The sequence below is a fragment of the Glycomyces salinus genome, from assembly GCF_016428645.1.
Lineage (GTDB): Bacteria > Actinomycetota > Actinomycetes > Mycobacteriales > Micromonosporaceae > Glycomyces > Glycomyces salinus.
In genome coordinates this window covers 1-19,769 of the sequence record NZ_JAELXW010000035.1, presented here as the reverse complement: position 1 = coordinate 19,769, position 19,769 = coordinate 1, and the positions used below count along the sequence as shown (strand labels likewise).

The 19,769-nt window shown below is 68.4% G+C and carries 15 protein-coding genes; 8 read left to right on the top strand and 7 right to left on the bottom strand.

Features of this window, described 5'->3' with window-relative positions:
- Nucleotides 1-181: 181 nt before the first annotated feature.
- The gene (locus JFB92_RS11785; RefSeq protein ID WP_199038407.1) at nt 182-2,197 is read left to right on the top strand and encodes a glycosyltransferase family 2 protein; all 2,016 of its coding nucleotides are present in this window, start codon (nt 182-184) and stop codon (nt 2,195-2,197) included.
- On the top strand, nt 2,197-3,720 hold the full coding sequence (locus JFB92_RS11780) for a glycosyltransferase family protein (protein ID WP_199038404.1): 1,524 nt from the start codon (nt 2,197-2,199) through the stop codon (nt 3,718-3,720). The genes JFB92_RS11785 and JFB92_RS11780 overlap by 1 nt, the downstream gene beginning before the upstream one ends.
- Before the next feature lie 22 nt (nt 3,721-3,742).
- Here the strand turns inward: JFB92_RS11780 and JFB92_RS11775 are convergent, their stop codons facing one another.
- From JFB92_RS11775 to JFB92_RS11750, 6 genes are all read right to left on the bottom strand, one after another.
- Nucleotides 3,743-4,378 (bottom strand): hypothetical protein, encoded by a 636-nt coding sequence (locus tag JFB92_RS11775; RefSeq protein ID WP_199038401.1) that lies wholly within the window; start codon nt 4,376-4,378, stop codon nt 3,743-3,745.
- Between the two features lie 92 nt (nt 4,379-4,470).
- Nucleotides 4,471-6,726, bottom strand: a complete 2,256-nt coding sequence (locus JFB92_RS11770) for an acyltransferase family protein (protein ID WP_199038397.1) — start codon at nt 6,724-6,726, stop codon at nt 4,471-4,473.
- Nucleotides 6,727-6,936: 210 nt separating this feature from the next.
- Nucleotides 6,937-8,379, bottom strand: a complete 1,443-nt coding sequence (locus JFB92_RS25510; RefSeq protein ID WP_233163000.1) for an ABC transporter permease — start codon at nt 8,377-8,379, stop codon at nt 6,937-6,939.
- Nucleotides 8,366-9,415, bottom strand: coding sequence for an iron-containing alcohol dehydrogenase family protein (locus tag JFB92_RS11760; protein WP_199038394.1), 1,050 nt, complete (start codon nt 9,413-9,415; stop codon nt 8,366-8,368). The genes JFB92_RS25510 and JFB92_RS11760 overlap by 14 nt, the downstream gene beginning before the upstream one ends.
- On the bottom strand, nt 9,415-10,155 hold the full coding sequence (locus tag JFB92_RS11755) for a phosphocholine cytidylyltransferase family protein (protein WP_199038391.1): 741 nt from the start codon (nt 10,153-10,155) through the stop codon (nt 9,415-9,417). Before JFB92_RS11755 ends, JFB92_RS11760 begins: the two co-directional genes overlap by 1 nt.
- A gap of 180 nt (nt 10,156-10,335) precedes the next feature.
- Nucleotides 10,336-11,559: an NADP-dependent isocitrate dehydrogenase gene (locus tag JFB92_RS11750; protein WP_199038388.1), complete on the bottom strand. Its 1,224-nt coding sequence runs from the start codon at nt 11,557-11,559 to the stop codon at nt 10,336-10,338.
- Between the two features lie 252 nt (nt 11,560-11,811).
- Here JFB92_RS11750 and JFB92_RS11745 point away from each other — a divergent pair, with 252 nt between their 5' ends.
- Genes JFB92_RS11745 through JFB92_RS11720 form a run of 6 tightly spaced genes read left to right on the top strand, consistent with a single transcriptional unit; the run spans nt 11,812 to nt 17,857 of the window.
- Nucleotides 11,812-12,906 (top strand): ABC transporter permease, encoded by a 1,095-nt coding sequence (locus JFB92_RS11745; protein WP_199038385.1) that lies wholly within the window; start codon nt 11,812-11,814, stop codon nt 12,904-12,906.
- A gap of 1 nt (nt 12,907) precedes the next feature.
- Complete coding sequence (locus JFB92_RS11740; RefSeq protein ID WP_199038382.1) at nt 12,908-13,786, top strand: ABC transporter permease; 879 nt, start codon at nt 12,908-12,910, stop codon at nt 13,784-13,786.
- Between the two features lie 4 nt (nt 13,787-13,790).
- A complete protein-coding gene (locus JFB92_RS26585) occupies nt 13,791-14,855 on the top strand; it encodes an ABC transporter ATP-binding protein (RefSeq protein WP_199038379.1) in 1,065 nt (354 codons plus the stop codon).
- Nucleotides 14,848-15,900: an ABC transporter ATP-binding protein gene (locus JFB92_RS11730; RefSeq protein WP_199038376.1), complete on the top strand. Its 1,053-nt coding sequence runs from the start codon at nt 14,848-14,850 to the stop codon at nt 15,898-15,900. The genes JFB92_RS26585 and JFB92_RS11730 overlap by 8 nt, the downstream gene beginning before the upstream one ends.
- Nucleotides 15,888-16,076 (top strand): hypothetical protein, encoded by a 189-nt coding sequence (locus tag JFB92_RS11725; protein ID WP_199038374.1) that lies wholly within the window; start codon nt 15,888-15,890, stop codon nt 16,074-16,076. The genes JFB92_RS11730 and JFB92_RS11725 overlap by 13 nt, the downstream gene beginning before the upstream one ends.
- Nucleotides 16,073-17,857, top strand: coding sequence for an ABC transporter substrate-binding protein (locus JFB92_RS11720; protein ID WP_199038372.1), 1,785 nt, complete (start codon nt 16,073-16,075; stop codon nt 17,855-17,857). The genes JFB92_RS11725 and JFB92_RS11720 overlap by 4 nt, the downstream gene beginning before the upstream one ends.
- Nucleotides 17,858-18,387: 530 nt before the next feature.
- Here JFB92_RS11720 and JFB92_RS11715 read toward each other — a convergent pair.
- Nucleotides 18,388-19,553 (bottom strand): IS3 family transposase gene (locus tag JFB92_RS11715; protein ID WP_199038514.1). Its coding sequence is split into 2 segments (ribosomal slippage): nt 18,388-19,295 and nt 19,295-19,553, totalling 1,167 coding nucleotides; the frame shifts between segments, so codons are not numbered across the junction.
- Nucleotides 19,554-19,769 lie beyond the last annotated feature (216 nt).

The window sequence follows — 19,769 nt, the reverse complement described above, 5'->3', positions numbered from 1 at the left end:
TGCTCCCCGGTCCGCCTCCCCACCGGTGGTGCGAGCTCGACCAGGACTCACGAGGAGCCGCAGCCGCTCGTCGCGCGGTCACTCCGGTCGGTTGCAACTCGTCAGGGCATCGTCGACGATGCCTTTGGAAGGAAAGCGGACCTGCCGCGTCCAATCAAAGATCGAAGACAAGGAATCCCGGATGCCCCCGGAAACCGTACTCGCGCACACCGCCGCCACTGCGGATCGCCACTGCCCAGACTCGCTCGTCGACGTCATGAGGCAGAGCGGCGCGACCGTCGCGTTCCGGACTGCGCTGCGTACGTGTTCCCCGCTGGCGGTCGAGGCGATCGCCCGGATCGCCGCCCCCGGCCTCAGCGTCGAGGAGCTGATAGCGGCGGCCCGCGGCGGCGGCACAGATACTCCCGAAGGATTCGACCCCGACTACGCCTCCGCCCTAGCGGGGGTGCTGCACTCCCACGGCGATCACGAATCCTGCCGGTCGCTCTACGCCATGGCCGCCCGGCATGCCGCCGGGCCGCTGGATCCTGAGCACCTGGCCTGGTACGCCCGCAGCGAACTCAGACGCGTCGGGAACGTGGACCGGCTTGCCGACGAACTTCACCGCCTCCCCCCGGTCGAGCGGCTGGCGATCGAGGCGGACGCGGCCCATCCCGGTCTGGGAGGCGACTCCTCGGCGTGGCTGGCGAAGTTCGCGGAGTTGACCGGTATGTCCGGCCTCGCACTCGACGGCGAGGCCGAGGGGGCGTACCTGGACCGGCTCACCGCCGGGCCGGTCCGACCCGTGAAATCGAACGTGAAGATCTCGATCATCATGACCTGCCACCGCCCAGGCCCCGAACTCGAAACCGCCGTCCGCTCCGTGATCGCCCAGAGCTGGATCAACTGGGAGCTTCTCCTGGTCGACGACTGCTCGGAACCGGAGTTCCATCCCGTGCTGGCCGAGGTCACCGCACTCGACCCCCGAGTCCGCCTGCTGATCCTTCCCCGAAACGTAGGCACCTACGGTGCCCGCAACCGGGCGCTCGCCGAATGCGCAGGATCGATCGTCACCGGTCTCGACTCCGACGACTGGGCGCATCCGCGCTGGCTCGAACGTCAGTCGAAGCCGCTACTGCGGGACGAGTCGCTGGTGATGTCAGTGTCGAACGCGGTTCGCGTGCTCCCCGACCTCACGGTCACCAGATCGACCAGGTCGGTGACCGGTCCACGGTCGACGTCGATCATGTTCCGCGCCTGGCCCGTGCGCAAGCGCATGGGGTACTTCGACTCGGTGCGCAAGGGCGCGGACACCGAGTTCCGCATGCGATTCGCCGCGGTCTTCGGCAACCGGGCCATCGCACGGCTCCGCGACGAATCGCTCACGCTGGTGCGCCTGTCCGAGGAGACGCTCACGTCGTCTGAGTTCGGCATGGGCTGGCTCCACCCTTCACGGTGGGCGTACCAGTCCGCTCAGAAGCAGTGGCATCGACGGATACGGGCCAGGAAGACCGACCCGTTCGTGCCTGCCGCCGCCCCCGAACGGCCGTTCTTCGCTCCGGCGCTCGTACGTGGCAACGGTGAGGCGCCGCGACGGTTCGACGAAATCCTGGTCGCCGACTGCCGCGCCGAGTCCGCACGGTTGACGGCGATCCTCGATCGCGCCACCGCCGCCGCTGCGGGCGGCCGAACGGTGGGGCTGCTGCATCTCGAGTCGCTGCACCGCCCGTGCACGGAGATCCGTCCGATCCACCCCGCTGTCATCGACGCCTTGCAGGAACACCGCATCGCATTCGTGACCCTCCTGGATCCGGTCGAGACCGACCGTCTGACCGTGGCGGAGGCGTCGCTGTGGGAAGGCCGGGAGTCGGAGTACTGCCTCACTGTGAGCGGCTCGGTCGACATCCTTTCGGACGAGGTCGACGCCGTTCCCTGTATCGAACCCGCGACCGTTCCGGAACCGGCAGCGAACGCGCGGCGACTTCCGCACCTCGAGCCGCGGCAGAGGCTGAAGCGCTTCCTCCCCGGACGCCGCAAGCGTGCCGCGGCCGCGCTGTCGGGCTCAGCGGCCCTGCTAGCGGCCGTCTCCTGGGCACTGATCGGCCCGTCGGCCGCCATATTCGCACTGGCCCATGCAAGCCTGCTGGGGCTCAGTCTGCTGTACTCCTCGCGCGGCTATCGGCGCTTGATGGTCGCTCTCGACAGAAAGTCCGCTTGATGATCCGTTCCCTTCGGCAGATGCTGAAGTCCTCGCCGAGGCTCACGCTGGCCTATGCCGCCATCACGGTCGCCGCGGCGACGGCGGTGCTGCTGGCGCTCACCGCCCCGCCGCGGGTCTACCTGCCCGCGATGGGGCTGATCTTGTGCGGGCAGTCGGCGCTCGTCGTCCTACTGCTGTGCCGCCGCGCCCGGGACTACGACATCCGGAACGCGCGTGTGCTGCTACCGCGCCGATCGGTCGAAGGCCAGTGGCCGAGAGAGCGACGCGAGCAGAAGATGGCCTCGGTCCGAGAGGCCGCGGACCGCATCGAGCAAGGCTTCGTGAGCGGTCCCCGGGAGCTACTCGAACGCACCGTCGCTGACCCCGAACTAGCGCCCTCCGTCCGCGAATACGCGGCGCAGACGATGGGCTCGATCCGTCCGCCCGCGGCCGATGCCGCGCCCGGCCGGACGCGGTTCGACGTGGTACTGGCGTCGAACCTCAACCTGCCCGGAGGTACCACCAGCAGCAATGCGAACGAGATCCAGCTGCTGACCAAGGCTGGTCTCACGGTGGGCCTGCTCCATCACCCCTTGTACTCCGCCAACGTCTCCCGGCCGGTCAACGGCAAGATCGCCGAACTGGTCGACGGAGAGTGCGTGCGATTCATCCGTCCCCGCGAGCGAGTCTCGTGCGATCTGATGATCATGCGGTTCCCGCCGTTCGCGATGCGGATGCGGGAGGACCTGCCGTCGATCGAGGCGGGCGAGAAGATTCTGGTGATCAACCAGGCCCCGATGACCTATTACGACGCGGTGGCGGGACGCAAGCCGACCTGGGACGTGACTACCGTGCACGAGAACCTCTTCGGATGGATCGGCGAGCACCGGTGGACGGCGGTCGGGCCGTTGGTGCGCCAGGCCCTCCTCGACCACCATGCCGACGAGCTCGGCTCCGTCGACCTCGCTGACGAGTTCTGGTACCCGGCGCTCGATCTCTCCAGGCTCTCGCGCCGTTCGAGCGCTCCTGCGGGAACGCCGATCCGCATCGGGCGCCATTCGCGGGATCACTTGTCGAAATGGCCGGAACTGGCTGCGGACCTGCGAAGCTGCTACCCGGAGGACCCGAGGTTCGAGATCTCGGTGTTGGGCGGGACGAAAGCCGCGGCGCGAGTCCTCGGCCGCCTGCCGTCGAACTGGCGGTCCCTTGAGTTCGATTCGCTGGCCGTCGACGACTTCCTCACCGAATTGGACTTCTATGTCTACTTCCCGAACTCGACACTGCTGGAGGCGTTCGGACGGGCTCCGGCGGAAGCCATGGCTGCGGGAGTCCCGACCGTGCTGCCTCCGGTGTTCGAACCGGTATTCGGAGACGGCGCCGTGTACGCCGAGCCCGAAATGGTGCGGGAGGTCATCCTCGGCCTCGCCGATGATCCACAGTCCTACCTGACTCAGCAGAAGAGGGGCATCGAGGCCGCGCACCGGCGATTCGGGTTCGAAGCCCACTGTGAACGGCTGCGTTCGGCAGGTCTGTCCTTGTGAGGGTGGGTGCTCCCCGTCGTGGTCAGGCGTCGGTGCGGTATGGCAGCGGCCATTCGTCCGGATACGGGAACACCTCGGTGAGGTCCTTGCAGCCCTGGTAGACCTGGTCGAAGTCGAAGTTCCATTGGCAGGTGATCTGGATGAGGTGCTGACCGGCGAACAGGTAGTGGTTCTGCTGGCTGATCTCCTCGCCATCGACCTCGTACTTGGCGAACCGGTACAGGCCTGAGTAACCGTGGACCAGAGTCGGAGTGTGCTTGACGTCCGAGATGGTGTTTCCGCGGCGGTTGTCGTACTCGACGATCAGTGCCGCCTGGGCCTCGTAGTCCTCTGCTTCGGATTCTTCCGGGAGGAGGTAGGACGTGACGGTGATCCTGGAGTCGGCATGGCTGTCATCGAGCGCGAAGTTGTAGGTGATGTGCTCGTCGGCGACGAGCACATCGCGTTCGGCATCGTCGGCCGTGAACCCATCGGGCGGCTGAAGAGCCAGTTCGAAGGGCTCGGTGACCGCCAGGTGTGCCGTGGGACTCGGAGCGGGTTCGACCACCTCAGTCGTCTCCTCTGCGGCATCGCCCTCGACCGAGCCCTCTTCTTCACCGCTGGAGCACGCGGCACCGACGAGGAGCACGGCGGCGGCAATGGTCGTCAGCCATCGCATCTGACTGGTCCTCTCCAACTTGGGCACGGGCCCCATACTAGCAGCGCCCCACACGTCGCGAGGAACGCTCAGATTCGGATCGGAGGCGAAACTCAGATGTCGGGCAACGCCTCGAACAGGACATTCGACAGCGACCTGGCATAGGGCGTCGTGATGTGATGGGTGTCCCGATACAGCAGGAGGTCGTCCACGATCAGTGGACAGCCTCCATCGACGCAGAACCACTTGGAAGTGCGGACGGCCTCGACTCCGGTCTGCTCCAGCGCGTTGAGGACGGCCTGACGCCGCTCAGCATGCTCGGCGGTATAGGGGTGGGTCTCGAGACAGTGTTGGACGTCGTCCGGATTCAGCGCCAGGCAGTCCGGAGCACCGGTGCCGGAGGCCCGCGGAGTGTCGGTCAGCACGGTCACCGACTCGGACCTGGCGCTCACGCGGTCGAGCGTGTCGACCCAACCGCGCCGCCATTCGTCCGTCCCCTCGTCTTTGTCGAGCCCGCTGATGATTGAAGCGTTGGAGCTGCTCAGGACCACTAGGTCCGGACGGATTCGGTCGATCTCGTCGAAGACGACCTGCTTCCACTCCCAGCATTCGGTGTATTCGCCGCTGCCGTCATCGTTGTCGGTGCGCACGGAGACCGGAGTGCACCCGCTCTTGGTGTAGTTGAGGAGCTTCCAGCCCTGCTCGGACGCGATCGTGTCGAGGGCCGGGAACCATTGCGCCGCGTGCGAGTCGCCGACGAGCACCACTTCCGTCTCGGAATCCGGGTCGCCGTAGACGCAGCCGTCCGATAGTTCGACGTCGCCGAAGTCGAGATGGCAGCCGTCCGAATAGATCCGCGGCACATCGTCCGCGACGCCTGCCAGCGGCGGCGTCAGGTCGTCCGGGACCTTCTGGATTTCGAGCCCGTCGCTCAAGGCCAGTTCGATCGCGGAGAGGTCCTCGGCCTCCTGGACGTCGGCAAGGTCGACCGGCCCGGTCGCGTCCGGGGACCGGGAGACGGTGACCGTGACGGTGATGACAGTGGCGATGGCGAGGAGCGAGCACGCTACGCCGGTGGCCAGGCCCCAGAAGTGGTTGGTCTTCAGGGGTTTCGCGGTGCGGATCGGGGTTTCTATGTATTGGTAGGACAGTTGGGCCAGGGCGAAGGTGCCGGCCAGGAGGATCACGTTGAGCAGTAGGGACGACTCGATGCCCAGGGCGAGGGGGGCGAGGATCAGGACCGGCCAGTGCCACAGGTAGAGGCTGTAGGAGAGCTTGCCGACGAACTGGAACGGGCCGGTCGACAGCAGGGCCGAGATGTGGTTGGCGCCCTTCCCCGTGCCGGCGACGATGAGCAGCATGGTGCCGGCCACCGGCAGCAGGGCGGTGTAACCGGGGAAGGCGGTCTGGTCGTCGTAGGTGTAGGCGGCCGCCGCGATCGCGGCCAGTCCCGCGAGGCCGAGGAGAAAGGCTACCGCCTGCGGGATCTTCTTCCAGGTCGGCAGCGTCAGTGCCAGGAGGGCGCCGCCGGCCAGTTCCCAGGCGCGCGTGTGGGTGGCGTAATAGGCGGTGGGGCGGCTGGACTCGGTGACCAGGACCGAGGCGATCAGGGACAGCACGAAGACCGCGACGGTCAGCGCGATCGCGGCGTTCAGGGCTTTGCGCGGGACGCGTTTGCACCAGATCAGCAGGGCCAGCAGGAGCAGCGGCCAGATCAGGTAGAACTGCTCCTCGACGGCCAGGGACCAGTACTGCTGGAACGGCGAGGGCATCTGGTCGGCGTTGAGGTACTCGTTGCTCTCGACGACGAACCGGTAGTTCACCACGTAGGTCACGACGGTGAACGCGTCGCGCATGACCTCTTCGAAGCGGGTGATCGGGAACCACAGCCACACGCCGACGACGGTGGCGATGGTGACGACGGTGGCCGCCGGGAGGATGCGGCGGGCGCGGCGGGAGAAGAACCCGGCCAGCGAGATCCTGCCGGTGTCGAACAGCTCCTTGACCAGCAGGGAGGTGATGAGGAAGCCGGAGATGACGAAGAAGACGTCGACGCCGACGTAGCCGCCGGAGGCGAACGCGAAGCCCGCGTGGGACAGCAGGACCAGCATGACGGCCACGGCCCGCAGGCCCTGGATGTCGGGCCGGAACCCGGTGCCCTCCCAGCGTTCGAGCATCTGCCGGGGAGGGCGGGGCGCGGCCGAGGGCGCCGGGGGCGGCTGGAACGGGGCGCGCGGCGGGTAGGGGCTGGGCGCGGTCGGCCTGGCGGTGGCCCCCGGGGCGGCCAGGGGCAGGTGCAGGGTCTCCTCGTCGACGCCGGTCCCCGAAGCGGTCCTGGATCGGGGCCTCGGGGGCTCGGGGGCGGTCATAAAGCAACTATCTCCATCAACTGGGGCGTCGGGAGGAGCGCGCGGCCTGCCGCGTCGCGCCGGGCGCCGACCCGCGGTACACGCGCCGAGGGGCGGCGGTGCAGCTTGAGCCGCAAGTCGAGCCGTGTCTGCCATCGTACCGAGTTCGGGCCACGACGGCGCGCTTCGCCCGCGACGCCATGGCCCGAGACACCTTGTGGGCCCGGTTCCTTAGAGGGCCTTGAGGACCCGCGGTTCGAGCCGGTAGAAGATCCAGCGGCCGAAGAACATCAGGATGATCGAGAATCCGAACGCGCCGGCGATCTGGTCCCAACCGGGGGCGAGTTCCGGGATCCACACCGCGCGGTGCAGCTGGAACAGCACCACCAGGGGGCTGTAGGTGAAGGCCGTGTAGACCCATTCGAGGTGGTGGTGCTCCATGGCGTCGGAGACTCGGCTCAGCGGGTAGATGATGGCCGAGCTGTAGAACAGCACTCGCATGAACAGCGACAGGAACCGCTGCACGTCCTTGTAGAGCACGTTCCCCGCCGAGAGCATGAATACGACGCCGGTGAGCATGACCGCCTGCAGCAGGATGGTCGGGAACAGCCAGAGCAGGTTCCAGTTGAACGTCCCGCCGAACAGGATCGCGATCAGGAGCACGATCGGGAAGCCGGCGGCGTACTCGGCGAAGCGGGCGAAGACCTTCGAGAGCGGGAAGACCTCTCTGGGCACCTTCATGACCGTGATGAGGCTGGACTGCCCGCCCAGGGACTTGGCGCCCTCGTTCATGGCCGAGGAGAACCACTGCCAGGCGAAGACGCCGGGGATGATGTAGAGGGCGAACCCGACACCGGGCGGGAGGTCGGAGCTGCGGCCGAAGATCACGCCGAAGATCAGCCAGTAGATCAGCGCCAGGCCCAGCGGCTCGATCAGCGACCACAGGTAGCCCATGGCCGTCGCCTGGTACTTCACCGCCAGGTCGCGGCGGACCAGGACCGACATGGCGTGGCGGTGGCGCAGCAGCGCGGTGAAGCCGGTGGTCAGGGGGAACTTGCGGGTCGCGCCCTTCCGCTCGGGCACCTTGAGGTCGCGGTTCGGGCTCTCGTCGCTCATCGCCGAGTCGAGGAACGCCGGGAGTTCGGCGGTGTCGTCGATGTTGCGGCGGATCGGGCTGCGCCCGGCCATCGGCATGTCGCGGACCGGCTCGGGACCGGACGCGTACGGCGCGGTCGGCACCTGCTGCTGCGGGCCCTGCGGCGGCTGCGGTGGCCGCTGGGGGGACTGGCCCGGGTACGGCGGTCCGGCGGGTGCCGCCGGCGGCGTGGGGGCTGGCGGCGGCGGTGCCTGCGGGTATCCGGGCGGCGGGCTCTGGGGCTGCTGCCCGTAGCCGGGGTTCGGCTGGCCGTAGCCGGGGTTCGGCGGCGGCGCGCCGTATCCGGGGGCGGCCTGGCCGGGCTGCGGGGCGGGGCCGCCGTAGGCCGGCTGCGCGCCCGGGGGCGGGGCGGCGAACGCCGCCGAGCCTGAGCTCGTGGCCCCCGGCGGGTGGCCGTCCGGGGAACCGGTGGACCCGGAGCCGTATTCGGCCGGGTTCGGGGCCTCCGGTCGGTCCCCGTCTCGATCTCCGGGGTTTCCTCCGGAGACTCCCTCGGGGTACGGGCTAATCGAGCTCATGCATCATCTCCGTGAGGTGGCGTTCTATCGCCACCGAATCCAGTTCACGATGTTCGAGAATCGTATAACGGCCCGGCCGGGTCCTCGGAGCGTAGTCGACGGCCCTGACGAGCTCGGGGACGCCGAGACCGAGCTCTTCGGCCGTCCGCGGCAGGCCGTGCCGGGCCATGGCCGCGGCCAGGTCGCCGAACAGTCTCCGGTCGCCGCGCAGCCAGGTGCAGACGAGGGCGCCGAACGCGCCCTGCTCGCCGTGCGTGACAGAGCCGGGGTGGAGGGCCTGGAGGGCGTGCGCGATCTCGTGGCACCCGCCCGAGCAGGGCCGGGAGGACCCGGCCATGCCCATCGCCAGGCCGCCTTGGACGAGCGCGTTCGCGAGGGTGGCCAGGAAGTCCTCGTCGGCGATCGAGCCGGGGTGACGCAGCACCGCTTCGGCGCCGGTGCGGGCGATGGCCAGGGCCAGGCCGTCGATCGCTTCGCCGTTGACCTCGTGGGACAGCTGCCAGTCGGCGGTGGCCGAGAGGTTGGTGAGGGCGTCGCCGACGCCCGAGCGCAGCTGCGCGGCGGGGGCGCGCGCGATGTAGTCGAGGTCGGCGAGGACGGCCAGGGGCGTGTGGACGCCGTAGGAGATGCTGGCGCCCTCGCGTTCGAGGGAGGCCACCGGGGAGGCCAGGCCGTCGTGGGCGAGGCTGGTGGCGACGGCGACCATGGGCAGGCCCAGTTCGGTCGCGGCGTACTTGGCGGTGTCGATCAGGCGGCCGCCGCCGATGCCGACCAGGGCGTCGACGCGGTCGTCTCGCAGGCGCGAGGCCAGGTCGCGGGCGCTGGCGAGGGTGCCGGGCTTGATGGTGTGGACGGTGGCGTCGGGCAGGGAGAGCCGGGTGGCGATCTCGGTGCCGAGGCCGGGTCCGAGGGCCACCGAGACGCGCCCGCCCGAGGAGATGCGGGTGTCGTACAGCAGCTCGGGGAGCCGGCCGAGGGCCCCGGCGGCGACTTCGACGGCCAGGGGCGCCAGGACGGTGCGGGCGAGGAGCGGCACTACCGCTCCTGGTCCCGGTCGGCGGCGATGGCCTTGGCCGCGTCCCAGTCGGCGTGGTCGTCGACCTCGGTCCAGACCGCGCCGCCCACGGACACGCAGTCGACCTGGCCGCGCTCGGCCAGGATCTGGTAGGCGTCCTCGTAGTAGAGGTTCGGGTCGCGCCCGTAGGTGTCCTCGAGGGCCTTGGTGAGGTCGTCCGCGACGGCCTCGGGGATGAGGCTGACGCCGATGTACTCCCCGGCGGCGGTCTCGACCGGCTGCTCTTTGTGGATCCGTTCGACGCCGGTCTCGCCGATGCGGACCTTCATAGCCTCGTCGGTGAGTTCCTTGGCGTCGTCGAGGGCGAGCAGGAGCCGCGAGGTCTCGGCCGCGGCGGCCAGGAGGCTGCGTTCGACGTCGGCCGGGTGGACAGTGTCGCCGTTGACCAGCAGGGCGCCCTCGGCGTAGTGGTCACGGGCCGTCCACAGGGAGTAGGCGTTGTTCCAGTGCGGGCGGTCGTTGTCGACGATCGTGATGTCGACGCCGTAGCGGGACTCGAGCTCGCCGGCCCGCTCGCGGATGCGGTCGGCGGCGTGGCCGACGGTCACGGCGATGTCGGTGACGGCGACCTCGGCGAGCCCGGACACGATGGTGTCGAGGATGGTCTCGGTCTCGTTCAGCGGCAGCAGGGTCTTGGGCAGGTCGTCGGTGTCGGGGCGCAGGCGCTGCCCTTGTCCGGCGGCGAGGATGACACCTCTCACTGGCTTGGCCTTCCGCTCGTCTCAGCTGGCGCGCCCAGTTTACAGGCCCTCCAAGGGGGGAGGCCCCGGCCGAGTGTGCCGTGTGGCACGTCGGCTGGGGCCTCCAACTGGGAAGGGACGGTGCGCTTACGCGTACCGCTACCTGCTTAACGACCGTCCCCCGGTCGAGTTACGGCCGCTTCAGGACGAGGCCACCTTCTTGGCGAGGTTCTCCGAGAGGGTGTCGAGGAACTCGTCGGTGGTCTGCCATTCCTGCTCGGGACCGACCAGCAGGGCCAGGTCCTTGGTCATCCGGCCGCCCTGGACGGTGTCGATGACGACCTTCTCCAGGCTGTCGGCGAAGGCGGTGACCTCGGGGGTCGAGTCGAGCTTGCCGCGGTGGGCCAGGCCCCGGGTCCAGGCGAAGATCGAGGCGATCGGGTTGGTCGAGGTCGGCTTGCCGGCCTGGTGCTGGCGGTAGTGGCGGGTGACGGTGCCGTGGGCGGCCTCGGCCTCGACGGTCTTGCCGTCGGGGGTCATCAGGACCGAGGTCATCAGGCCGAGGGAGCCGAAGCCCTGGGCGACGGTGTCGGACTGGACGTCGCCGTCGTAGTTCTTGCAGGCCCACACGTAGCCGCCCTCCCACTTGAGCGCGGCGGCGACCATGTCGTCGATGAGGCGGTGCTCGTAGGTCAGGCCCGCGGCCTCGAAGTCGGCCTTGAACTCGGCGTCGAAGACCTCCTGGAAGACGTCCTTGAACATCCCGTCGTAGGCTTTGAGGATGGTGTTCTTGGTGGACATGTAGACCGGGTAGTTCCGGTTCAGGCCGTAGCGGAACGAGGCGCGGGCGAAGTCCTCGATGGACTTCTTGAAGTTGTACATGCTCATGGCCACGCCGCCGCCCTCGGGGTAGCGGGCGACCTCGAACTCCATCGGCTCGGAGCCGTCCTCGGGGGTGAAGGTGACCGTCAGCGTGCCGGGGCGGTCGACCTTGAAGTCGGTGGCCTTGTACTGGTCGCCGTGGGCGTGGCGGCCGATGATGATCGGCTTGGTCCAGCCGGGGACCAGGCGCGGGACGTTGTCCATGATGATCGGCTCGCGGAAGACCACGCCGCCGAGGATGTTTCGGATGGTGCCGTTGGGGCTGCGCCACATCTTCTTGAGGCCGAACTCCTCGACGCGGGCCTCGTCGGGGGTGATGGTGGCGCACTTGACGCCGACGTGGTGCTCGGCGATCGCGTTCGCGGCGTCGACGGTGACCTGGTCGTCGGTGGCGTCGCGGTGCTGGATGGAGAGGTCGTAGTACTTCAGGTCCACGTCCAAGTAGGGGTGGATGAGTTCGTCTTTGATCTTCTGCCAGATGATGCGGGTCATCTCGTCGCCGTCGAGCTCGACGACCGGGCCCTGGACTCTGATCTTGGCCATGGGACTGATACCTCTCCTCGCGCCGCGCGTGGCGCCGGTTGCGGATGGCTTCAACGCACTAACAGTACGAGCGTACTGGGTGAGCTCGGCCGCGGACAGACCGGACCCGGAGGCGATCGTCACAGCACCCGTGGCCGGGCGGGGCGCCGGGCCCGACGCATAACGATTCCGTCTCAGGGCTGGCATGCGATGTCGGCCACAGGTAAGTTCTTTAACTAGAAACATTCTTTCCAGTTACTGAGGAGTCCCCAGGTGAGCACGTCCACCTCTCCCCCTCCGGAGACGGCGAGCGGTGCCCGAAGCCAGTCCACCCGCACTCGCCTGCTCGGTCGGGTCTGGACTTCTTACGCCTTCCGCCGCATCCGCCAGTCGGTGTTCGTGATCTGGCTGGTCTCGACCATCGTCTTCCTGCTCATGCGGTTCATGCCGGGCGACCCGATCGAGATCATGGCCGGCCGCCTCTCGAGCGCGGGTATGACCCGCGCCCAGGCGCTGGCGACCGCCGAGAGCATCATCAGCTACGACCCCGACGCGCCGCTGTGGTCCCAGTACCTCGAATACCTGCGCGGACTGGTGACCTTCGACCTGGGCAACTCCCTGACCAACCCCAGCAAGACCGTTTTCGAGCACGTCATGGAGTACCTGCCCTGGACGCTGTTCGCCGTCGGCGCCGGAGTCACCATCGCCATCGTCGTCGGCCTGTCGGTCGGCATGATCATGGCCTACCGCCGCGGATCGGCCTTCGACCACGTCATGACCTCGATCGGCTCCTTCCTGACCGGCGTCCCCAACTACATCCTCATCGCCGCCGTGGTCGTGATCGGCTACACCGTCCTGTCGGTTCTGCCGTTCCTCCAGATGCGCGGCCGCATCACCGCCGGGGTCGAGCCGGGCTTCAACCTCGTCTTCCTCGGAGACGCCCTCTACCACGCGATCCTGCCGATCATCGCCTTCGCGTTCACCGCCACCGGCTCGTTCATGCTCAACATGAAGGCCGCCACCACCGAAGTCCTCACCGAGGACTACGTGACCGTCGCCCGCGCCCGCGGCCTCAAGCCCGGCCGCATCAGCCGCGCCTACGTGGGCCGCAACGCGCTGCTGCCGATCATCCCCCAGATCGCCCTCCAGCTGGGCACCCTCGTTGGCGGCTCGATCGTCATCGAGCAGATCCTCAACTATCCGGGCGTCGGCCAGATGCTCATGAAGGCCATCATCGAGCAGGACTACCCCGTCGTCCAGGCGGCCGTGGTGATCCTGGCGACCTCGGTGGTCATCGCCAGCCTCATCGTCGACCTGGTGCTGGTCAAGGTCGACCCCCGAATCAAGTCCGCCGACGAGGAGGCCTGAGATGACCGCACCCACCACCGCCCGAGGCCAGGGACTGGCCTCCCAGATCTGGACCGGCCTGACCCGCTCCCCCGCCGGCTTCGCCGGGACCGTCCTGGTGCTGGCGATCGTCCTGTTCTCCTTCGTCGGACCGCTCCTGATCGACCAGCACAACCCCACCGACATCACGCGGATCTGGCAGCCGCCATCGGCGGAGCACTGGCTCGGCACCCAGAACGAGGGCAAGGACACCTTCACGATCCTGGTCAACTCCGGGGCCGAACCGATCTGGGTGGGCGCCCTGGCCGCCTCCATGGCCGTGATCGTGGCCGTGACCCTCGGCTCGGCCGCCGGCTACTTCCGCGGCCGCCTCGACTCGGCCCTGCTGCAGCTCACCGACGTCACCGTCACCATCCCGCAGTTCCTGCTCATGCTCGCCGTCGTGGCCTTCTTCGAGGACATCCCGCCCTGGGGCATCGCCGTCGTGGTCGGCTCGACCATGTGGGCCTTCCTGTTCCGGTCCATCCGGGCCCAGGTCATGAGCCTCAAGGAGCGCGAGTTCGTCGAGGCCGCCAGGCTCCAGGACCTCGGGGCCCCCCGGATCGTCCTCCGGGAGATCCTGCCGAACATGGCCGGGTTCATCTTCGTCAACTTCGTCATCTCGGTCAACCAGGCCATCTACGCCATCGTCGGCCTCTACGTCCTGGGCCTGATGCCCTCGGGCACCCCCAACTGGGGCCTGATGATCCACAAGTCCTGGCAGGAGAACTACTACCTCAACTCCGACGCCCTGCCCTACGTCCTGGCCCCGCTGATCATGATCGTGCTGTTCACGATCGGACTGGTCACCATGGGCCGCGGACTCGACCAGGCCCTCAACCCCAGGCTCCGCGAAAGGTGAGACCGTGACCGACCCGATTCTCAGCGTGCGCGACCTCGAGATCGCCTACCGCACCGGCCGCAAGGAGAAGGTCACCGCCGTCTCCGGAGTGGACCTCGACCTGTACCAGGGCCAGTCGCTGGCGCTGGTCGGCGAGTCCGGCTGCGGCAAGACCACCCTCGGCCTGGGCCTGCTGCGGCTGCTGCCGAAGCTCGGCGAGATCACCTCCGGGAGCCTGCGGTACCGGCTCAAGGACGGGACCCACGCCGACCTGCTGACCATGGGCAAGGAACCGCTGCGGCGCTTCCGCTGGAACGAGGCCGCCATGGTCTTCCAGGGCGCGATGAACGCCTTCAACCCCGTCGCCCGGATCGTCGACCACTTCGCCGACACCCTCAGAGACCACGCCGACGGCAAGCGCTGGACCAAGCGCGCGGTCGAGGCCAGGGCCGGCGAGCTGCTGGAGACGGTCAGGCTCGACCCCGACCGGGTGCTGCCGTCGTTCCCGCACGAGCTGTCGGGCGGGATGAAGCAGCGCGCCCTGATCGCCCTGGCGATCGCGCTCGACCCGCAGGTGCTCGTCCTCGACGAGCCCACCACCGCCCTGGACCTGCTGACCCAGCGGCAGATCGTCCAGCAGCTCCACGAGCTGCGGCAGCGGTTCGGTTTCACGATGGTGTTCATCACCCACGACCTGGGCCTGGCCGCCGAGCTGGCCGACCGGGTCGCCACGATGTACGCCGGGCGCGTGGTCGAGACCGGCTCGGCCCGCGACATCTTCAAGGGCCCGAAGCATCCCTACACGGCCGGGCTGATCAACGCGGTCATGCCCGTGGCCGGCGACCGGCCCGCCCTGGAGTCGATCCCCGGCTACCCGCCGAGCCTCAAGGCCATGCCGGGCGGCTGCGCCTTCCATCCCAGGTGCGCATTCGCGACCGCCGAATGCAAGCTCGACCCGGTCGCGCTCGACGTCCTGGCCGAACGGCCCCAGGGCATGACGCACGCCGCGGCGTGCCTCCACCACGAGCGGGTCGGCCTGGCCCGGCCCGCGCGATCCCCCGAGTCGGGGAAGGAGACCAGCGATGTCTGATCCGATCCTCAAGCTCTCCGGCCTGGAGCAGGTCTTCGACACCAAGAGGGGCAAGGTGCCCGCCGTCGGCGGCGTCGACCTCGAGGTCGGCCCCGGCAAGGTGCTGTGCCTGGTCGGCGAGTCCGGGTGCGGCAAGACCACCACCGCCCGCGCCGCCGCCGGACTCACCCGGCCCACCGGCGGCACGGTCGCCTTCCGCGGCAAGGACACCGCCGCGATGAGCGCGGCCGAGCGCCAGGAGTTCCGGCGGGCCGTCCAGTACATCCACCAGGACCCCTACGCGGCGCTCAACCCGACCCGCACCGTCTACTCGACGCTGACGGCGGGACTGCGGCGCCACCGGAAGGTCTCCTCCAAGGCCGAGTCCCGGGACAAGGCCGCCGAGCTGCTGCGGCTGGTCGACCTCACGCCGCCGGAGTCGTACCTGGACTCGTATCCGCACCAGCTCTCCGGCGGGCAGCGCCAGCGGGTCAACGTCGCCCGCTCCCTGGCGATGACCCCCGAGGTGCTCATCTGCGACGAGTCGACCTCCATGCTGGACGTGTCGATCCGGGTCAGCCTGCTCAACACCCTCGGGCGGCTCCGCGACGAACTCGACGTCGGGTTCCTGTTCATCACCCACGACCTGGCGGTGGCCAAGTACTTCGCCTGGGAGGGCGAGATCGCGGTCATGTACCTGGGCAAGGTCGTCGAGCACGGCCCGACCCCGCAGGTCATCGGCGACCCGCAGCACCCCTACACCAAGGCGCTCATCGGCGCCGTCTGCGAACCCGACCCCGACCTGGCCAGAGCCAACCGGGCCGTGGACGAGCTCCGGGAGGCCGACATCCCCAGCCTGACGGACCTGCCGTCCGGCTGCACGTTCCATCCGCGCTGCCCGCTGTACGAACCGGGCCTGTGCGACGGCCGGTTCCCGCCGCTCCAGCCGCTGCACGGGCGGCGTCTGGCCTGCCATGTGGTCGCCCGCGACCAGGGCCGGACCGGAGGTCGCGGCGTCCCGGCTCGCCGCGACGGAGGCGGGCAGGTGGCCTCATGGTCGGGCTGATGGCCAGGTTCGGTCTCGGGTTCGGGGTGTTCCTGGGTCTGAGCGCCGTCCTGCTCCTGCTCTACCTCCCCTCGGGGAGCGCCGAGTCGGCCGTGACCGTATTCACGGCCGGGATCGCGGTGTTCCTCGTGCTCATCTCTCTAGTTGCCCTTTACACGGAAAGGAAGAGGCAATGACCTCTCACAATTTCGAGCTGAGCCGGCGCCGGCTCATGCAGACCGTCGGCATCGGTGCCGGAGGCGTCGCGGCCGCCGGAGTGCTGGGCGCCTGCCAGGCCGACAGCTCCGAAGGGGAGGGCGGGGACGGCAAGTTCGTCTACGTCTACCCCTTCGACACGACCTCGGAGACCTACAACGCCGCCATCAACAACGGCGCGCTGCTGACGGCCGCGCCGGTCGCGGAGCTGTTCATCCCCCGCCCGGCGATCCTGGACTGGTCCACCAACGAGTGGATCCCGCAGCTGGCCGAGTCGATCGACTGGGACGGGGACATGCTCACGATCGCGCTGCGCGGGGGCCTGGAGTGGACTGACGGCAACCCGGTGACCGCCGAGGACGTCGCCGGCTCGATCCTGCTGCAGAAGCTCAACGCCGCTCAGGGCACGGTCGGCTGGGACCAGATGACGGCCGTCACCGCCTCCGACGAGACGACCGTGACCGTGGAGTACTCCTCGACCTTCCCCGGCGTGGAGCACGGCGCGCTGAAGACGCAGGTGCTGCCGCGGGCACGCTACGGCGACTGGATGGACCAGGCGGCCGACCTGGTCGCGGCCGGGGTCGTGCAGGGCGACGACGAGCAGTCCTCGCTCTCCGAGCAGATCGCCGCCGAGGACTTCCTCGACGAGGACTTCATCACCTGCGGCGCCTACAAGTTCGAGGAGATCGGCGAGACGGTCGTGACCTTCAGCGTCCACGACAAGGGCCTGTTCGCCGACCAGGTCCGGTTCGACACGATCGAGGTCCAGCAGGGCGGCAACCCCGAGAGCGTGCAGATGCTGCTCAACCAGGAGGTCGACTACTCCACGCAGGTCCTGGGCGCGACCGACCGGGAGACCCTCTCGGACGTCGAGGGGCTGAAGGAGATCTCCACTCCCGGTTTCGACGGCATCGGCCTGATGCTCAACCAGAACCGCTTCGAGGAGTTCGCCGACCCGCGGGTGAGGCGGGCCTTCATGTACATCTTCGACACCGAGATCATCGGGGAGATCGCCAAGGGCTCGGGCGGCTACTACGTCCCGGCCACCTACTCGGGCCTGCCCGACCCCCACGCGGAGGGCCTGTTCGACGACGCCGACCTCGAGTACTTCACGGCCGACCACGACCAGGCGGCCACCCTGCTGGAAGAGGCCGGCTGGACCAATGAGGACGACGGCTGGCACAAGCCGAACGGCGACCCGGCCGAGTACGAGATCGTCGGGGTCGAGGGCTGGACGGACTTCTCGCTGACCGGTGAGCAGGCAACGAGCCAGCTCTCCGAGTTCGGCATCAACGTCACCTACCGGAACATGCCCGACGACGGCAACCAGTGGGGCGCCTGGGGCGCAGGAGACTTCGACATCGCCGTCCGCCAGTGGGCGAACCCGTTCGTGCCCTACGCCTGGGGCTCGTGGCAGATGAACTGGTTCACCGACAACAGCGGCACCGAGGACGCCCCCGGCATGGGCGTCCCGACCGGCGAGTACGAGTCGGACGCGCTCGGCACGGTCAACATCGACGACCTGTACCTGCAATCGCAGCAGGGCACCGAGGAGGAGCAGGCCGACGCCAACCGGCAGCTCGGGATCGTGTTCAACGAGACCCTGCCGCGACTGCCGCTGTTCCTCAACCAGCGCGTCAGCTACGCGATCGAAGGCGTCCGAGTGAGCGAGGTCGACCCGGGCCAGTACGAGCTCAACGACATCTACTTCGACAACCCGGTCATGGTCCAGATCCTGGAAGGCAACATCGAACCGGCCTGAATGACGAGCCGCGCATGACCGAGGCGGGTCGAGCGCGGCAGCGAAGAAGGAGGTCCCCGGCCCGTTTGGGCCGGGGACCTCCTTCTCTTCTGCCTCCTGCGGCATTTCTCTGGTGGTGACCGGCCCGCGCCGGTTCATCCGATGAGCGGAGACGGGGCGGAATGACTCCTGGATCTGATTCCGGGGCCGGGCCGAGCTGGACCCTACTTCAGGCGGGCGGCGACGGTGAGGTGAGTGGATGGTCGAGGTCGGCGTCGGTCCTCGGGCCAAGTGACCCCGGGTTGCTGCGAATGCGGCTCGCCGCATGTCAAGCACGCACGGCGCCGAGCCCGTATCGCCTGAGACGCAGGGCGACCGGGCGCCGAACATGAGTACTCTCCAACCCTGTGGGTGATGGCAAAGCCCGGTTCAGCTGCCACCATTGATGTAGAACAACCGGACCGAAACAGATCGGACGATCGAAACCGAGGAGGTGCAGGGCATGGCAGGGAAGGTGAACCGGGGCTTACACCTTTGGTGTTGACACCGTCTTATGCGGCGAGAGCGAGGCTAGCGTGCCGCTGTTCGTAGTCGATGGGTGAGATCTGGCCGAGAGACGAGTGTCTCCGGATCGTGTTGTAGTCGGTGATCCAGGCTTCGACCTGGAAGCGGGCCTCCAAAGCGTTGGTGAAGGTCGGGCGTCCTTGCAGGACTTCGCGTTTGAGGCTGGCGTTGAACGACTCCGCGAGGGCGTTGTCAGCCGAGGAGCCGACCCGGGCCCGGGACTGCAGCACCCCGAGTTCGTTGCAGCACTTGGCGAACTGGACGGACACGTACTGCGAGCCGCGGTCAGTGTGCATCAGCGCGCCCTTGATGGAGCCGCGGATGACGTGGGCACGGCGCAGCGCGGTCTCGACCAGATCGGTCCGCATATGGTCGGCGATCGCCCACCCGACCAGGCGGCGGCTGAACAAGTCGATGACCGTGGCCAGGTATAGGAACGAGCCGTCCCCGATCGGGAGATAGGTGATGTCACCGACGTAGCGCGTGTTGGGCTCCTCGGCGGTGAACTCGCGTTTGATGTGGTCGGGTACGGCGGCTGCGTCGTCGTCTTTGGGTGGCGGGGCAGGGCGCTTGCGGCGCAAGCGCACGCCCTCGATTCCGGCGAGGCGCATCAAACGGGCGACCCGTTTGCGGTTGATCTTCTCGCCGGCCTCGCGCAGGTCGACGGTGATCCGCGGCGACCCGTACGTGCCCTTGCTGCGGGCATGGAACGCCTTGATCCGCACTGTCGCGGCCGCGTCCGAGGCGGTTTTCGCCGCCCTGGCCGGGGCGCGGTCCCTCCACTGGTAGTAGCCCTGCCTGGAGAATTCCAGGGCAGCGCAGAGCCGTTTGACGCTCCAGCGCGTGCGGTGCTCGTGGACGAACTGGAAACGGCTCACCAGTTCGTCTCGCCCGCGAAATATTTCGCGGCTTTGCGCAGGATGTCCCGCTCGGCTTTGACCTTGTCCAGCTCGGCGCGGAGGCGGCGGTTCTCTTCGGCGATCACGGCGTCGTAGCCTACGAGGCCCTCGTTCTCGCTGTTCGGCGCCTGGTACTGGGGTGATTCGCCTTGCTGCTTGCGGGCCTGCTTCACCCAGTTGCGCAACGTCTCGGATGAGACGCCCAGATTTTTCGCGACCGCGGCGTAGGTCGTGGCGGGGTCGTCGAGGTACATCCTGACCGCTTCGGCCTTGAACTCCTCAGGGAACCGACGGTGATACTTCGAAGTCACTGAACACTCCTTGCACCCCGGACCCTACCGGCCCGGGAGATCAGGGTGTCAACACCAAGGGATCAAGCCCCCACCTGGTCGCCCAGTACTGCCAGCACGCGACCTATGCCGACCTCCAGGCGCACCTGGCCGAGGTCTACGGGGCGAGCGTGTCCAAGG